The following is a 17,339-nucleotide window of genomic DNA, read 5'->3' on the forward strand; positions in this document are numbered from 1 at the left end:
CTGCTTTAGCCATTTCATACGCTTGGGAAATCCCATCTTGTGTGACTAGAGTAACTGATTTAGGTGGTTCGACAGCTGATAATACATCAACTAGTACTGATCCGTTTATCTATGTTAAGTTTAATGGTACTAATCCAGCTGCTGGATTTATATACTTAGGTGTTAAAGCAGTAAACGGTGTTGGTTCTTCTGTAACTGCTAACATTGGCTTGGAATCTACTGCTAAGTTGTTAAAATTGGCTACGGTAGTTCCTGCTGCACCAGCCTCTTTGGCAATGAACAATGGATTAAGTACTACTGCTATAACAGTGATTAGTAAAATGATCGGACAAGGAGCAACGGTTAAATTACTTGCAGCTACATCTGCTTTAGCCATTTCATACGCTTGGGAAATCCCATCTTGTGTGACTAGAGTAACTGATTTAGGTGGTTCGACAGCTGATAATACATCAACTAGTACTGATCCGTTTATCTATGTTAAGTTTAATGGAACTAATCCAGCTGCTGGATCGATATACTTTGGTGTAACAGCAGTAAATGGTGTTGGTTCTTCTGTAACTAATAATTCAGCTTCAACTGTTATTCCAGCTACCGCTTCTACCGCTAAGTTGTTAAAACTAGTTACTGTTGTTCCGGCTGCTCCAGCAACTTTAGTGTTGAATGATTTAGCTTCTGCTACACCTACTACTGCTGTTGCAATTGTAAGTAAATATGTTGGTTCAAGCGCAACATTAAAATTGATTGCAGCTGCTTCAGTTTTGGCAAATACTTATTCATGGGAATTACCATCTTGTGTTACTAGAGTAAGTGACTTAGGTGGTTTTACAGCTGATAATACATCAACTAGTACTGATCCGTTTATCTATGTCAAGTTTAATGGTACTACACCAGTTGCAGGATTGATTTACTTTGGAGTAAAAGCGGTAAACAGTATTGGTTCGTCAATAACTGCTAATACAGGAACTAATATTACAAGAACGGATAAATTGCTAGCCGTTACTGGAGGACTTCCTGTTGTGGTTGCAGCAGTTAGTGGTTCACTTTCAGTTTGTAATAGATCAGAAGGATTTAGTTATACCATTACTGCTCCTGTAGGTGCAACTAGTTATATAATTACTGCTCCAGCAGGATCTGTGGTTAGTTCTACGAATGGTGTTTCAAGTGCTACTAGCACTAGTTCTACTAATAATATATTAACTACTTCTGACTTGACTTTTAAAGTTATTTATAACGGAACTGCGGCATTTTCTACAACTGATAAAAGTTTAGTTATCAGATCAGCTAATGCTTTTGGACCCTGCTTAACAACTAAAGCACTTGCATTGACAAAACAAGCTACTTGTTCTAGCTTAACTAGCATTGTAAGATTGGTAGCCTCAACTGAGGAGTTCAATGTTATAGCCTATCCAAATCCATCTTCAGATGTATTCACACTTGATGTTCAATCATCAAGCAAAGGAGCAACAGGAGTGCAGGTGTATGATATGGCAGGACGTTTGATTGAAAACCTTCAAGTGAACTCTGATTCAGTTGAAGTAGGTAGAAACTACGAATCTGGAATTTACAATGTAATTGTAAACAATGGCGCCAATGTTAAAACACTACGAGTAATTAAGAATTAAAAATTTCATAATAATCGTTTTTTGTAAAAGAGGCTGTCCGAAAGGACAGCCTCTTTTTATTTTGCTTGCCACTTCTTTTTGGTGGTTTTATTCCATTAGCAGTATAACATTCTAATAGATTGTATTAAATTTATTGTCGTTATTAACCATTGAAAATTTCAAAATAGATTAGACCATTTTAAAATTACAATTGGTATGAGGTTATTTTTACCTGTCTTAATTTTGTGATTTTTTTGGGCAAGCATAATTTTAAATCTTTTTCAAATCTTACGCAGATTATTGAGTAGATTTTTGTTAATTTTAACCCGTTGGGTGCAATTAATGAAATCTGTCAATAATGACTCATTTCGATTACAATTTATAGTCAATTTGAATTCAAATGTCCGTCTGAGCTTGTCGAAGACTTAAAAAAAAAAGGACACTTCGACAAGCTCAGTGTGACAAATTGCTGCCAATTAGCAATGAAAACTAATTACACCCAACGGGTTAATTTTATAGCTTTTAGCGGATTAATCATTTATTTAAATGCGCGTAAGATGAGCTTTAAATAATTGATTATTAAAGTGTTAAACTAATTATTTAATAAATATTTCTTTCTTTAAGACCCCTTGTTCTCATTATTATCAATAAATAACCTAAAATGCTTAGAATTTTTATACTACTAATTTCATTATTTTTTTGCATCCATTCATACGGTATACAGCCTAATATTGTTAATTTTAAAAACATAGACAACAAAAAAGGTTTGTCGCAAAATGGCATAACTTCCATATTTCAAGATAGAGATGGGTATATGTGGTTTGGTACTCACTATGGACTGAATCGTTATGATGGCATCAATATTAAAACGTTTTATGCAGGAAATTCATTCAACGAGCTTTCAGACAATACTATAAATTCAATTACACAGGATTTTGCTGGTAATATTTGGATTGCTACAGAACAAGGCCTTACTGTTTATAATCCCATTACACATAAATTATACAATTTAAAAAAATACAATCCTAAAAACAGTGTTTTTGGTCAACATATACAATCTATTAAATTGATTGATGGTAAAATTATGTTCACCAGTCAAAATGGACTTTGGAGTATCAGTTCGGGAAAAGAACTTTTTACTGACGAAAACACAAAATCAATTTGCGAAAAGAGTATTCGATATAAAATTTCTGCTAGTTTAGACCTTGAATCTTTAAAAATTCATGAAAAAGATAAAAATGGAAATTATTGGCTAACTAATAAAAACCAAGTTATTTTAACTAAAATCAGTAGCAATAAATTAATTATTTTAACTAAAATTCGCATAGAACCCTCAGCGGATGTTACTATATCTGCCTTTTTTCAAGATAACTTTTCTAATATCTGGATAGGTACTCAAAACAAGGGATTATTTCATTTAAAAGGAGATAAAGGAAACTATTTAGTAACCAAAATTTATCCAAAAAAGGATTCGACCGTCAATTTTTCCAGAATAGCAAATATCCTTCAAGATCATCAAAACAATCTTATTGTGACATCCCGAGCCGACGGGGCTATTAAAATAAATAAAGAAGCTCTCAGAAATAATGATTTTACCTCTTCAACTATTACCGCAATTGATTTACCTACTAGAAAAATTAAAAGTATTTTTATTTCTCGAGATAAAACCCTGTGGATTGGATCATTAGGTAACGGTGTGTTTTTTCAAAATAACTCTGGACTAAAATTTAAAAACTATCAGATTAAAGATTATAAAAACAACTCAATAGTAAGTAATACCCGATCAATTATTAAAGATGAAAATGGTAATTTGTGGGTAGGTACTTTATTTGAAGGGCTTTTTATTTATGATACTACAAATCAATTAATAGTGAAGTCAATACTGAATGGGAAGTCGATTTTCGCATTATCTAAAATCGATAATAAACACATTCTAGTAGGCGCCTCTGACGGTTTATATCTAGTCACTTTTGAAAAAAATAATTATATCACTAAAAAACTAAATACGAACAATAAGACCAATCCCATTGTTTTTTCAATTGCGCATGTCAAAAATCATTACTGGCTAGGAACTGACAATAATCTCATGAGTTTTACATTAACGAATGATTTTGAATTAATGAATCTTGTCACCTACAAAAATTTGACCCCATCTTCTTTAAATTCTATAAATTTCGTCCGTATTGTTAAATATGATCCCGCACACAATTTTTTATGGATTGGAACTCAAACAAAAGGACTCGTTGTAGCCAAATTAAATAATGATTTTACTATAAATAACTTTTCCCATTATAATCAAAACCTAAATAGTCTGGATAATAATGACTATATATGTGACATACTTTTGGATAACAAAAATAATTCTTGGGTGGGTACAAAAAACGGGTTGTTTCAAATTAAGTTAAATAAAGACGGAGTTGCTTCAAAAATTAAAAAAATCACTATTCGAGAAGGACTTCCTAGTAATTTAATACAATCAATCGAAACCGACAAGCAAGAAAATATATGGATAGGTACTAACAGAGGTTTGGTTAAATTAAATCAAGCATATAAGACAACAATTTATGACATAAACGATGGTATTCAAAACTATGAATTTACAGAACATTCCTGCTATTCCGATTCCAACGGATTACTATATTTCGGTGGTATTGATGGTATTTCTTCTTTTTCTCCCAATAAAACAAAACAGGTCAATTACAACGAACCTGTAAATATTAGTGACATAATTATAAATGGTATAAATGTAAATGATAGAAGACCAAAGAATGATTCTTCTAGCCTCAAACTACGTCATTTCGAAAATAATTTAAAAATCAACTTTTTATCTCCCAATTACTACAATCAAAAAAATTGTAAATATTCCTATATTTTGGAAGGATTTGATGAAAATTGGTTAATCGCATCAGCTAATACTCATGAGGTGAATTATAAAAATTTACCACCAGGAAATTATACATTTAAAATGAAAGTATCTAATGAAGATGGGAAATGGGAATCAGAATTTACCTCATTATCTATAGTAATTAAACCATTATTTTGGCTAACATTTCCGGCATTTTGTCTCTATTTAATAGTACTTTATTTTTTAATTAAATTAATTTCATCAATTACAAAAAAACGACTTGACAAAAAAAATAAAGAGCAATTAGAAAAACAATATCAGGAGCAGATGGAGAGAATCAATAAATCTAAATTGGAATTCTTTATCAACATTTCTCATGAAATCAGAACGCCACTAACCCTAATTTTATGTTCAATTGAAAAATTGATTTCTAATTTTAAGCTTAATCCAAAACAAGAAAAAGAAGCATTAACTATTGATAAACAAGTAAATAATCTTTTGGAATTGACCAATGAATTATTGGCGATTCACAAAATGGAAACGGGTAATTACCAACTAAAAGTTCAGAAAAATGAAATGATTTCGTTTTTAAAAAATATCAAAGTTATTTTCAAGTCTTTGGCTAAATCTAAAGAAATTAAAATCTCAATTGAATCTTTTGAACCTGAATTATTTATTTGGTTTGATAAAAATGCTCTTGGAAAAATAATGTATAATTTAGTTTCCAATGCCATTAAACATACCAGTAATGGGGGTAGAATTATTATTAAAGCATTCCCTTCTGCGGATAAAGGATTTTTAATAATTAAAGTCATCGATAATGGCTCAGGAATTGACCCTAATTATATTTCTAAAATATTCAATAGATTCTACCATCATGGAGGAAATATGGACCGCTATGTTAATGGATTTGGAATAGGTTTGTCTTTGACAAAATCAATGGTTGAACTTCATAAAGGAACTATTTCAGTCACAAGTGAAATGAATATTGGAACTACTTTTACTTTGAATTTACCTTTGGATGAAAACACATATTCTAATGAAGAAAAATCAGATAGAATCCTTTGGGATAATGATATGCCTAGAACTCTCAGTACTACTGATTTTGATGAAAACGATGAAGTTGTTAATGATGAATTAGTTGCTAAAAATATTGAATTCAATGCTGAAAAACCAACAATTTTATATGTAGATGACAATATAGATTTGATTGAAAATATGGCCGATTACTTTTCGGGCAATTACAATATATATACCGCAGAAAATGGGGAAATAGGAGTTAAAATGGCAAATGAATTGCAGCCTGATATAATTATCAGTGACGTGGTTATGCCTATAATTAATGGTCTAGAACTATGTAAGATTCTTAAGAATGATATAAAAACTTCGCATATCCCAATAATTCTTTTAACGTCTCAGGGCGATATGAACACTCAATTTGAAGGAGTAAATTCTGGGGCAGATTACTTTGTTCCAAAACCATTTAATATTAAAATTTTAAACCTAACCATCAAAAACCTAATAGAATCCAGAAATAAAGTTAAAAACCTATTTTTGAATAATAAATATGAGGATGCTGGTGACTTAACCACAAATAGTAAAGACAAGGAATTTATTGAAAAACTATTAAAGTATGTTAATGATAATATAGAAGTGGATAATTTGAATATAATCAATATAGCGGATGAATTTTCAATGAGTCGTTCCACCTTTTTTAGAAAAGTTAAGATAATAACAGGTACTACTGGTAAAGAGTTTATAGATTCGGTGCGATTGAAAAAAGCTACTGCACTTTTACTAGAATCAGATCTAAATATTTCTGAAGTTGCTTATTCCATAGGTCATTCTAATCCACAGTATTTTTCTAAGTGGTTCAAATCCCATTGCAAAATGTCGCCTTCAGAATATATTTTAAAAAACAAATTGAAGGACTAAAGTAATTAATTAACTTTTATGCATAATAAGCAAAAGGCAAAAAAACACTTAGCTTTTATACGATACTGATTGGTGTAAAATTGGAACAAAATAACTTTTAGGTTCTGACATCCAATTATATGATAATCTACAATCTTTGACAATTGATTCCCTACAAAATTGATTCCCTATTTTAATAATTAGAGTTCAGGATGTTATACTTGTTCAATAATTTAATGTTTCAGAATTAATCTATTTATAGAATATAACACATTATATGTATTGATTAAATTCATTTTTTAAAACAAATAAACCTGTCTATTGACAGGTTTAAGAGTTAAATTTTCAATAAAATCATGGATATATATTATTGCACGACAATCGTTACCGTGCTTGTATTTCTTTCATAATTATATTCACTAGCCGATGCAGTGCTATTATAAATATAACCAGAACCCGAATAAATTTTATCGCCTACTCTTGTACCTAATAAAGTTACTACATAGGTTCCAGGAGTAGAAAATTTATAGGAATAATTCAAATTATATCTGTTTATAGCTACACCAGTAGAAAATCCCCCCACAGGAGTTAATAATACACTTAAATTAGTGAAATAAGTACCAACTAGGTTTTGGCATTCATTAAAAGTTTTAAGTGTTGGCATTAACTCTCTAATTCTAATTGCTGCAGTATCTTTATAATACGATTTGTCCACTAAACTCACTAAGCCAGCAATTATAGCATTGGCATTAAGTGGTGAATTGGGATTTAAAATATTATAAGTTGCAATTTCAGCAGTCAAAATAGGGGTCCAAGTGTCTAACTTAGCTTGTGTTAGCACATAATCCTCTTGATCAACTTTTCTTCCTCCAGTAATTACTAAATAACTTTTTGTAAAATCGTGTCCAGTGTCACCGGTATAAACCACATAGGTTTCGGCATTACCTGACATTTTAAATGTTACAGTTTCATTAATAGCTACTGTAGTTTTATCAGCTTCTATACTTACCCAGGTATCTATGTCATCTTTCTCACAGGAAGTGAAACAAAACAAAATCGTTAAAAGCACTAAAATACTTATTGAATATTTGGTTTTCATATTATATATTTCTTTAATTAATTGTATCCAGGATTATTAGGTCCTATAGATGGATTTGCCATTCTCTCATTATTTGGTATTGGAAGTAACATATGAAAATCTTGAACATTGGAAGTAATTTTATTCCATTCGAAAATTTGTCCATTACCTCCTGCCCAATAATTAGTCCATTTATTTTGTGTAGTTGGAGCCGGCTGTGTAATTGAAGGCAAAGGAGGCCATTGAACTACAGGCGCTTCTAATGACTTCGCACTCATTTTAGTAACCATATTTCGTAAAGTAGTCTTTAGGGAACCCCAACGAACTAAATCAAACCATCTTTTTCCTTCAGCACTTAACTCTCTACTTCGCTCATAGAAGATATAATCTCTAAAAGCTGCTTGAGATGAAACCAAAGGGTTACTAAGAGTCAAATCAACTAAACCAGTAGATTTTTGAAGTGTCAAGTTACGTGGTAAAACATCAGCGTGAACTCCTTGTCCATTAACATTTCTAGCCCTACTTCTAAGTTGGTTTAAAGCGTCTATAGCCGGTTGTGTTGGGCCACTAGTTTCGTTTATAGCCTCTGCATAAATTAACAAAACTTCTGCATACCTAAATATTGGCCAGTTGACATCATAATCACTTGTTTGAAGCACGAAATTAGGACTACGAACAGGATAACGCCTAAATTTTGCAGCTGCTACAGGTTCTTTATCTATCGCACTCAATCTTGTAAACTTACCGGTAGCGGAAACTATTTTAATTCTCGCATCTGTCCATTGCAATCGAACGCTATCTGCTTTTTCATAATAATATTGGTGGTACGGATTCGCTCTTATAGCACCTTGTGAGCCACCAGAGATCAAATTATCTACCCCTGATGCATCTGAAGGAATACCCATATTAATACCAATTGTATTTCCTACCCCTAATCCAGGTGATTTAAATTGTACATCAAAAACAATTTCAGCATTATTTTTATTTTCCACTATAAATGCATCTGGAAAATAAGGACACAACTGATATCTATTTGAATCTATTACCTCTTTAGAATAACTAGCCGCCAAAGCAAAATCGGGAAGACTATTACCAGTATTATCCCTTCTAGCCATACTACCTCTTGTAAGATAGACGCTCGCTAATAAAGTTTTAGCGGCATCTTGTGTAGCATGTCCTGCTAAAAAGGCTGTTTTTACTTTTAAATGATCCACGCCATATTCAAGATCTTCAATTATATTTTCATATATAGTAGCTACAGGAGTTCTAGTAATATTGAGATCATTAAATGAAGTCGTTTCTATATCTCTATAAGGCACATCCCCAAAATAGCGAATCAAATTAAAGTACAATAATGCCCTAATAAATTTTGCTTCGGCCACTAAATTATTTCTTTTAGCAACATCCATATCAATACTTGGAATTTTAGATATTGCTAGATTAGCTCGATTTATTCCCTTATAATGATCTCTCCAAATAGGCAAAATTACTTCAATATTATCTGCAGTGAAAGAGTATAAGTTTAGTCCTGAAAGCGGCACTTTTGATCCTGCGTTATGTTCATCTGTAGAAAAAAGACTTTGACTCTTTCCATATACTCCTTCTAGATGCAACGAACTATATACACCTACAATTGCAGCTATGGCATTGGCTTCTGTTTCAAATGAATTTTCAGCTAATGGTTGAGAAACTGGAACTTCTTCTAATAAGTCACTACAGGCTACAAAACCTGAAGCCAATACAATAAGATATAAATATTTGATTTTATTTTTCATTTCATTTTATTTTAAAAATTAAGAGAAAGGCCCAATGTTATGGTAGTGCTGCGTGGATAACTACCAAGATCTACACCACCTCCAACTCTACCTGCTGTTCCTCCTATTGAATTAACTTCTGGATCAAACCAAGAATATCTAGTAATCATAAACGGATTATTTATTCTGGCAAACAGTCTAAATTTATTGACTTTTAAACTTTCAACAACCGATTTAGGCATTGCATAACCTAATGTGATAAAGTCACACTTTAAAAAAGAGCCGTCTTCCACGTAAGCACTTCTAAATAAAGAAGAATAAACTCCATTTGTATTTTCGCCATGAAAGGTGCCAGTTGGATTATATGCTGCACTATAAGAATTATCGGACATAGATTTTAATGTGTTCCAATTATTAATACTTCCCTTATCTAAATTTCCAATATTTCCATTTATTACATCGTTACCATAGGAAAAGCGTAAAAAGAAACTAAAGTCAAAATTTTTATACGTGAATTCATTGTTCAATCCTCCTATAAAATCTGGATTTGTATTCGCTATTGGCACTTTGTCATAACTATTGATTAAACCATCTCCGTTGACGTCATAAATCTTTACTTGTCCGTTATTATTAATATCTGGAATTCCAACACCAACTTGTATAGGGCTATTTGCCGCTTCTGTTTGATTATTAATAATTTGATCTTCAATGTATCCATAATAAATACCTGTTGACTGTCCTACACGAATTAATATTTCATTCATGAATTTACTAGGAAAAATATTAGCATCAAAATAAAATTCAAACTTATCTCCTAAATCTAGCACCTTATTTCTATTAAAAGAAAAAGTAAAATCAGACCTCCATTTAAAAACACTATTATCAATATTGATTGAATTAATTGTTAATTCAAACCCTTTATTGCTAAAAGACCCAATATTTTTTAAAGCAGTTTCATAACCTGAGGATAAAGGCAATTGAACGTCTAACAATAAATCGGTTGTTGTTTTAGAATAGGCTTCGGCAGTAATGGTTAAACGATTTTTAAAAAAACCTAAATCAATACCTAAATTGTATTGTGCAGTAGTTTCCCATTTCAAGTCAGGATTAGATACATGAAGCGGTACTACTCCAGAATAAAACACATCATTAAAAACATAATTTCCAGACTCTAATAAATTTAACGAGCTATAAGCTGGTATCTGGTTATTACCAGTTACTCCATAGGATGCTCTCAACTTGAAGTTATCAAAAATATTCAATTTTCGGATAAATGATTCCTCTGACAATGTCCAACCTAATGCAACAGAAGGGAAATAACCCCATTTATTATCTTTACCAAATTTTGATGAACCATCCGCTCTAATGGAAGTAGTTAAAAGGTATTTATTATTATACCCGTACGACACTCTACCCAAAAAAGATACTAAGTTTTCTTTAGCTATATTGTTTAAAGGAAAAGTAGGTAAAACTGCGCTTGACAAATCATTAAAACCATTCGTTTGATTACTAAAACCTGTTGCTCCACTAGTAAATATACTTTTTCGATTATCTGAAAATTCTCCAACTGCTGTAGCATTAATATTGTGCTTATCAAATACTTTCTTATAATTGAATCTAGATTCAAATACTTGATTTAAAGTTTCAATTTTTTCAAATTCCGCTATTCCATTTTCCTTTAATCCTTTCAATACAGTTGAAGGTAAAAACACCTGGTTATTGATATACCCTCGATTAAATCCATAGCTAGTATAAAAAGTCAAATTATTAGCCACTTTTGTTTCGTAAAAAACGTTTCCAATTATCCTAGTACTTTGAGTTTCATTATCCACTTCTTTAAGATACGTAATAACATTTTCATTATCTCCAGAGTTTGTCTCTGAATCAATGTCAATATCTCCAAGTTGATAATTAATAGGCTGAAAAGGATTGGTTGAAAAAACCTTTTTAAAAACACCATCGGCATCTTTATCAAGACTTCTTCCGATGTTTTTGGTAAATGCTAATTTAATATTAGTTCCAATTCTAGTATTTTTCCCAATAGATTGAACTATGTTCGAATTTAAATTATATCTTTTAAAATTAGTCTCAATAACTACACCTTCTTGATTTAAATGATTTCCTGAAATTTGATAATTTAATCCATCTTTACTTCCACCACCAATACTATAATCGATTCTCCTTGTTGAAGCTAGTTGAGTCGCCTCTTTGGCCCAGTCTACCCCTTGCGCATTAGTGTCTTTTTTATCTTGCCAATAGGTACTCAAGTTATCTGTGGTTCCATTCAAATAATTTACTTTATCTGTAATTATACGATAATCTAAAAACTCTGAATCAGTAAGTACCCTTGGAAATCTTGTTGCAAATGATGTACCGGTGCTTAATGATGCAGTTATGACTGGTTTTCCTTCCTTTCCTAGTTTTGTTGTAATAATAATTACTCCATTCGACCCCCTAGCACCGTAGATAGCTGTTGCAGATGCATCTTTTAAAACTTCGATAGACTTGATTTGGCCGGGGTCTATATCCGATAATGGATTTGACGAAGCATTTTCATCTGGAACAATTGGAAAGCCATCAATAACATATAAGGGCTGATTGCCACTGGTAAGAGAACTTCCACCGCGAATAATTGCCTTTACACCCGATCCTAAACCATTATCATTTTGTGTTATTTGAAGACCAGCAACACGACCTGATAAAGCCGTTTGAAGATCTATTGGATCCCCTTTCTCAATACTTGTTGCTCTTACAGATGAAACAGCTCCAGTTAAATCCTTTTTCTTGACAGTACCATACCCAATTACTACAACTTCATTCAAAACTTCAGTTAATTCTCCAAGAACAATATTAATAGAATTTCCTTTTATTTTGACTTCTTTTTTATCAAAACCTAAACTTGAAATAATTAAGACATCACCAATTTTTGCCTTTATTTTAAAAACGCCATCAAAATCAGTTGAAACCCCGTTTTTAGTTCCTTTTATAATCACATTAACCCCAGGCAAAGGCAATCCCTTAACATCATTAACAACTCCTTCTATCGTCGTCTGAGCGAATAGCGATATAGAAAATGTTAAAAAAATAATTGTTACTAATTTAAATTTCATTTGTTAGAGTTAATTAATAAGTTGATTTGTTTTACAATTTTACGAATAAATATAAATATCTTAAAAAAAATAAAATTTTATAAGGAGGAAAATTAAATTTTAATCTTAATAAATAATTAATTGTAGGGTCAAAAATAAGCTACTAAGAAGATTTATGCTAGTCCAAAAAGTCTCTTTTATAGTGTCAATTTGTCTCAATTTACAAAGTTCGGGAGTTATTCGAATTGTATAACTGCTTGTATAAAAATCAAAATACAATTATATCTACTGCAAAATAGTTATTGAATAATTGACTTTACTCCAAAAAAAAACTTCCGGAAATTCGGAAGTTTTTATTGACATTAAAAGTTTGGTTTTATTCTTTACCTTCATTTTTTTCTTCAGCTTTAGCTTTCTCTCTGTTGGCTTTTTGAATTTCTAACTGTGCAGGTGTTAATATTTCTTTAATTTTTTTATTAAGTTCTTTTACCTTTACCTTGTTAGCTTCAGCATGATCTGGACTTTCTTTGCTGTCTTTTTTCAATGCCACTTGTTCTTCAATAATCGGCCTTAATACTGCTTGTTGATCAGCTGTTAAAGATAATTCTGTTGTCATTTTTTGCAACATTTTATCAGCACCTCCTTTTTTATCTGCTTCTTGAGCAAACCCATTCAAACCCGCAGCCAATAAAGCTACTAAAATTAATTTTTTCATTTTTATATTTGTTTTGAAGTTAAAACTTTTTAGACTTTCAATACATAAAAAGGTTTAATGCTTTTATAAATTAAAAAGCCATTACATTGTTTTTAAGTATAGCAGCTGTTATTCTTTTATTATTTTCTTGGTTAATACTCTTTTTTTCTCTTTAAGAAATTCAATAATATAAATCCCTTTCTCTAAATTTAGTAAGCTAAATGAATTGTTTTCAGGTTTATTGACGTTTAAAACTACTTGCCCTTTTGAATTATAAACAATAATTTCATCTACTGTAATATCTTTATTCCAATAAAGAATTGACGATGTTGGGTTTGGATAAAGTAATTTTTCATAGTTATCTGAATTATAATCTATTGAATTTAAGGTATTTGCTCGTGTAATATCTACCTCAATACCATGAAAGATATCATCAATGTTATCGGTATTAACCAACATAAAATCAGAACCTAAAACGCCATTTTGGTTAATTATTGGATTTTGTAGCGTTACATTTGTTGTTTTCCATTGATTGTCACCAATACCAGTTATATTTAAGGCAGTCTGTAAGCCAGTTGAATTATAATATTTTAGTGCCCAAGTCGAATTTTGATTTTTGTCTAGCCACGTAATTTTAAATGTTAAATTGGCAGGAGCTGAAAGTAAAAAAACATCAGAATGAAATTTAAAATACATTGTATTTTTGCCACTACTATTTTGAAAAGATCGTGCAAAACGATCATATTTAGATGAATTTGAATTGATATTTCCTCTTACCCTGAAAAGACCAATTGATGTTAAATCTGGATTTATTTGTGTTATCCATCTCTCGTAATTTCCTTCTTCAATATTCCATCCAGCATCGTTATAACCTGTTTGTTGATCACGCTGATAAACTTGTCCTTGAGTAGCCGCAGAAACATCATCCATTCGAGCACCACGGCTTGAATAGGCATTGCAAATAGCAGTATATCGTGACTGATTTTGCTGATTGGCTTGACCATAGATATTAACTGGAAATTTAATAGTATTTTGAGAATTTAATCCTTCATGAAAAATGGAATAGGCAGCATCTGCCGTACTAGGATATACTTGTTTGGAATATTTATTAAACATCTTAAAAACATCATGTAATTCTGGTCTTGATTGTGCTTCTTGCAAAGCACTTTGGGTAACGAGCCAAACGGAAAGACCTGTATTAAGCCCGCCTAATGCACCCCAATAAAACCCTAATGGAACATTAATTTGGTACAATGGTTTAGTCCAAGTTTGATCCATTTCGGCAGCAGAAAACAAATGTAATCCTAGCGGATTAATTAGATAAGGAGTCCAAGTAGTTTTAAAATCTAATTCGTCTGAAAGATGGTGCCCTCTAGCATACGCTCCGCCTTTTATTCCAAATCCATAGGTAACATTATTATTTACCCATTGCCACTCTGAGGGTTCGTCAACAGGATCAATATTATTAAAAAGAAGCCCAATCTGAGTGCTACTATTACCTGTGTTGAATGCTAATCTAAATTTCTCGAATACTTCTAGGCGAAATGCACGCCATTGATTATTGGAAATAGTATAAGAGGAATTAAGAGGTGTTCCCTTATAGGCAACTTCATCACCTGTACATCCAGTTTTTACTTGAACATATGCAATATGATTGAATAGATTTGCTGGTAGTGTTCGTAAGAAATTACCAAAATTGCTTATCATATTGAAATAATACGTTTTGTAGTCGGCATCTAAATAATACGGATATTTTGTCCAATTTGGATGTTGTGTATCATTAGTAATCACACTAGGAACACCATTGGTATATATCCAAACAGGTGCATCAGGGCCAACTCCAACGCTTATATTAACCATCTGATTGTTGGTGTAGGCTGTTTGTAATATAGTTTGAATTTCAGACCAATCGTATTGAATGGAGTTATTTGATTGTACATCTTCCCAGTTCACATCGGCACTTATTCCTTTCAAATAGTTGTAATCCGTATTAACTGAAATGTCATAAGCATTTGATCTGTCCCAAACGCCATAGGAATTAACCGGTAAAATGGTACTTTGAGTATGTACAGAAAGCGTCCAGAATATAAATATATTAATTAAATAGTTTTTAACTTTTTTTTTCATTTATGTTTAATTATGAGTCAACCTATTTTTTGACCTTGCAAACGCTTCTACTTACTTAACACCAGCATCTTATAATGATTTCATGTTCTCGCATAGTTCATCAAATGATTTCTTTCCTTCGTATTTTATGATTTGAGAATGACGACCTTCTAAAAGCACGGGGTTTGTTTTTCCAAAAGCTTTCAATTCATATTCTTTAGGTTTATCACCCCAATTGAAAACACCAAGGTAAATGTCCTTATCCTTTCGGGCAATTATTAACTCGAACCCATCCTGCTTGTTAGTACCATGTTTCCAAAAATCTAAAGGAACAGTCTCTTCCATTGCTGGAAACTCAAAAACTTCTTTCACTAATGCTTTACGTTCTGGGCGAAGTGTCATTAAATTATCACTTTGCAAACGGGCAGTACCGTATAGTTTATTAAAATCGGCCCACATTTGAGCTTCATTCATCGTCATACTATGTCCGTGTTTTACATCTTCTTTAGACACTGTTGCGTCTTCGTCTATGGCTTCGCGGAAAACGAGGTAATCAGCATCTCCATTGAAAACTTTACCACTTAGGTAAAAGTTGCTTAGATTACCCAAACAACGCTCAGGAAAAGCTTGGTAGATGGGATTGATGTCGCCACCAGTTCGCATACCGTCTACAAACCCAATAGTTGGACCAAAAACAGCAGAACAGCCTAAGAAATAGATGTCATCTCCCATGGCTTCCCGCATGGTTTTCATCCCTAAACGAAAACGTTCTACTCCTGTGATTGTAGTATCGTAGGCTTTGAAACTTTTAACATGTTTGTTTTTAAGTTTGGTATCATTCTCGAGGCCGTAGCGCATAAAATCCACCTTGAAATAACGAATTCCCCAATTATCCTTCATGTTTTTTATGCAATCTGCGATATGTGCCCTTGCTCCTGGATGGGAGTAATCGAAGTAAATATAATGCATGACTTTGTCTGCTTTTTCATTCTCTTCGACAACCAAATTCCCATCCTGATCGTGAAGGAAGTACTCGGGATGCGTTTTATAAATTTCAGAAGCTTCATCACCTCTAAACCCATCAAAATGTATTCCTGGAGTTTTTCCTTCGGCTGTAATCCGGCTAACAATCTCTTTGATACCTCCAGGTAAAAGAGCTGGGTTCAAAGTTTTATAATCTCCTCTTTCAGTCCACCATCCGCCATCAATTTGAATCATATTAACTTCGGGAGCCAATTGATTCAATTGGTCCATATTACCATAAATATCTTTTGGTGTGAATACTCTACCATAATAATCCCAAGTTGCCCATCCTTTGAAATCGGCGGGTTTTAGCTTGGTAATTTTATTTTCGGCAGCAATCGCCGTTCCAAATTGATCCAGTAATTCAAGCCAATTGTTAGCACGTTTAAGGACGATTTGTTCGTATTCTATGGTCTGCCCTGGTTTTAGTTGTTTGCCTTCTCCATCAGACCATACTTCGAAAGCACCTTGTTTTAATGTGAAATTTGGCATAAATATTCTCCAAGAAGTTGCACCTGCAAATAAATATTGACCGTCTGATAATCGTAACATCTCATACATGTTACTCGAACTACGATTTGTTTGACTGCCTATCTTCTGTTTAAGCAAAGGCGTGCGCCCCATACAACTACCTCCATAAACCATGTCCAAGTTGTCAGACAACTGTGCCTCTATCGGAATAGTTACAGAGATTGTTTCAATTGTAACTGGTTTATTTCCTTTGTTAGATATTGTTATCGACAACTGCTGAAAGCCATTCTCAATTTTTTTTAGACTATTGGTAGTAGATAACGTTCCGTTAGCCTTAACATCAACTCTAATCTCTTTCCATTGCTGATTTGTTCCGGCAAAAGACATTAAAACGTTTAAAAATACTATTGAAAGTGTTGTAACTATTATTTTAATTTTCTTTGTCATTTTATTTAATGAATATGTATTTTAGTTTTAGCTTTTAACAAATCTGATTGAAAGACAGTTTTGTTTCATTTTACAAATCAAGACTGGATTAAAAATTCTAATCTGATTTTGTAATTATTATTAAACATAAATTTTCTAACCTCCTGGATCTTGGATACAAATTTACTGTAGGACTTCTTTTTATATAGATGCAAATAGTCTCATTTGTAATATAGATTTGTTTCATTTATAGATTGAGGCAATTAAATAAATCAAAAAACGATACTATTTTTTGGTTATTATAATACAAATCATGAAATAGTTATTGAAAAAATAAT

Annotated in this window: 8 protein-coding genes; 2 read left to right on the forward strand and 6 right to left on the reverse strand. The window is 32.0% G+C overall.

Features of this window, described 5'->3' with window-relative positions:
- The coding region (locus ACIQ2J_RS06430) for a T9SS type A sorting domain-containing protein (protein ID WP_396167663.1) at positions 1 to 1,622 on the forward strand (1,622 nt) is incomplete at its 5' end.
- Between the two features lie 640 nt (positions 1,623 to 2,262).
- The gene (locus ACIQ2J_RS06435; RefSeq protein WP_396167667.1) at positions 2,263 to 6,381 is read left to right on the forward strand and encodes a two-component regulator propeller domain-containing protein; all 4,119 of its coding nucleotides are present in this window, start codon (positions 2,263 to 2,265) and stop codon (positions 6,379 to 6,381) included.
- Between the two features lie 346 nt (positions 6,382 to 6,727).
- Here the strand turns inward: ACIQ2J_RS06435 and ACIQ2J_RS06440 are convergent, their stop codons facing one another.
- The 6 genes from ACIQ2J_RS06440 to ACIQ2J_RS06465 all read right to left on the reverse strand — a co-directional run bounded on the left by ACIQ2J_RS06440 (position 6,728) and on the right by ACIQ2J_RS06465 (position 17,022).
- Positions 6,728 to 7,459, reverse strand: coding sequence for a DUF5017 domain-containing protein (locus ACIQ2J_RS06440; RefSeq protein WP_396167669.1), 732 nt, complete (start codon positions 7,457 to 7,459; stop codon positions 6,728 to 6,730).
- A gap of 17 nt (positions 7,460 to 7,476) precedes the next feature.
- Entirely contained in the window at positions 7,477 to 9,213 is a 1,737-nt protein-coding gene (locus ACIQ2J_RS06445; RefSeq protein ID WP_396167671.1) for a RagB/SusD family nutrient uptake outer membrane protein, read from the reverse strand.
- 11 nt (positions 9,214 to 9,224) lie between these two features.
- Positions 9,225 to 12,302: a SusC/RagA family TonB-linked outer membrane protein gene (locus ACIQ2J_RS06450; protein WP_396167673.1), complete on the reverse strand. Its 3,078-nt coding sequence runs from the start codon at positions 12,300 to 12,302 to the stop codon at positions 9,225 to 9,227.
- A 355-nt stretch (positions 12,303 to 12,657) separates the two neighbouring features.
- Complete coding sequence (locus ACIQ2J_RS06455; RefSeq protein WP_396167676.1) at positions 12,658 to 12,996, reverse strand: hypothetical protein; 339 nt, start codon at positions 12,994 to 12,996, stop codon at positions 12,658 to 12,660.
- Between the two features lie 108 nt (positions 12,997 to 13,104).
- Positions 13,105 to 15,102 carry a T9SS type A sorting domain-containing protein gene (locus ACIQ2J_RS06460; RefSeq protein ID WP_396167679.1) on the reverse strand — a complete coding sequence of 666 codons (1,998 nt, stop codon included), beginning with the start codon at positions 15,100 to 15,102 and terminating at the stop codon, positions 13,105 to 13,107.
- 69 nt (positions 15,103 to 15,171) lie between these two features.
- A complete protein-coding gene (locus tag ACIQ2J_RS06465) occupies positions 15,172 to 17,022 on the reverse strand; it encodes a glycoside hydrolase family 36 protein (protein ID WP_396167681.1) in 1,851 nt (616 codons plus the stop codon).
- Positions 17,023 to 17,339: the final 317 nt, after the last annotated feature.

Source organism: Flavobacterium sp. (genome assembly GCF_044357305.1).
Taxonomy (GTDB): domain Bacteria; phylum Bacteroidota; class Bacteroidia; order Flavobacteriales; family Flavobacteriaceae; genus Flavobacterium.

Excerpts from the sequence above, each read along its gene's own strand:
- ACIQ2J_RS06440 (WP_396167669.1), bottom strand. The coding sequence starts at position 7,459 with ATGAAAACCAAATATTCAATAAGTATTTTAGTGCTTTTAACGATTTTG.
- ACIQ2J_RS06445 (WP_396167671.1), bottom strand. The coding sequence starts at position 9,213 with ATGAAAAATAAAATCAAATATTTATATCTTATTGTATTGGCTTCAGGT.
- ACIQ2J_RS06435 (WP_396167667.1), top strand. The coding sequence starts at position 2,263 with ATGCTTAGAATTTTTATACTACTAATTTCATTATTTTTTTGCATCCAT.
- ACIQ2J_RS06455 (WP_396167676.1), bottom strand. The coding sequence starts at position 12,996 with ATGAAAAAATTAATTTTAGTAGCTTTATTGGCTGCGGGTTTGAATGGG.
- ACIQ2J_RS06460 (WP_396167679.1), bottom strand. The coding sequence starts at position 15,102 with ATGAAAAAAAAAGTTAAAAACTATTTAATTAATATATTTATATTCTGG.
- ACIQ2J_RS06450 (WP_396167673.1), bottom strand. The coding sequence starts at position 12,302 with ATGAAATTTAAATTAGTAACAATTATTTTTTTAACATTTTCTATATCG.
- ACIQ2J_RS06465 (WP_396167681.1), bottom strand. The coding sequence starts at position 17,022 with ATGACAAAGAAAATTAAAATAATAGTTACAACACTTTCAATAGTATTT.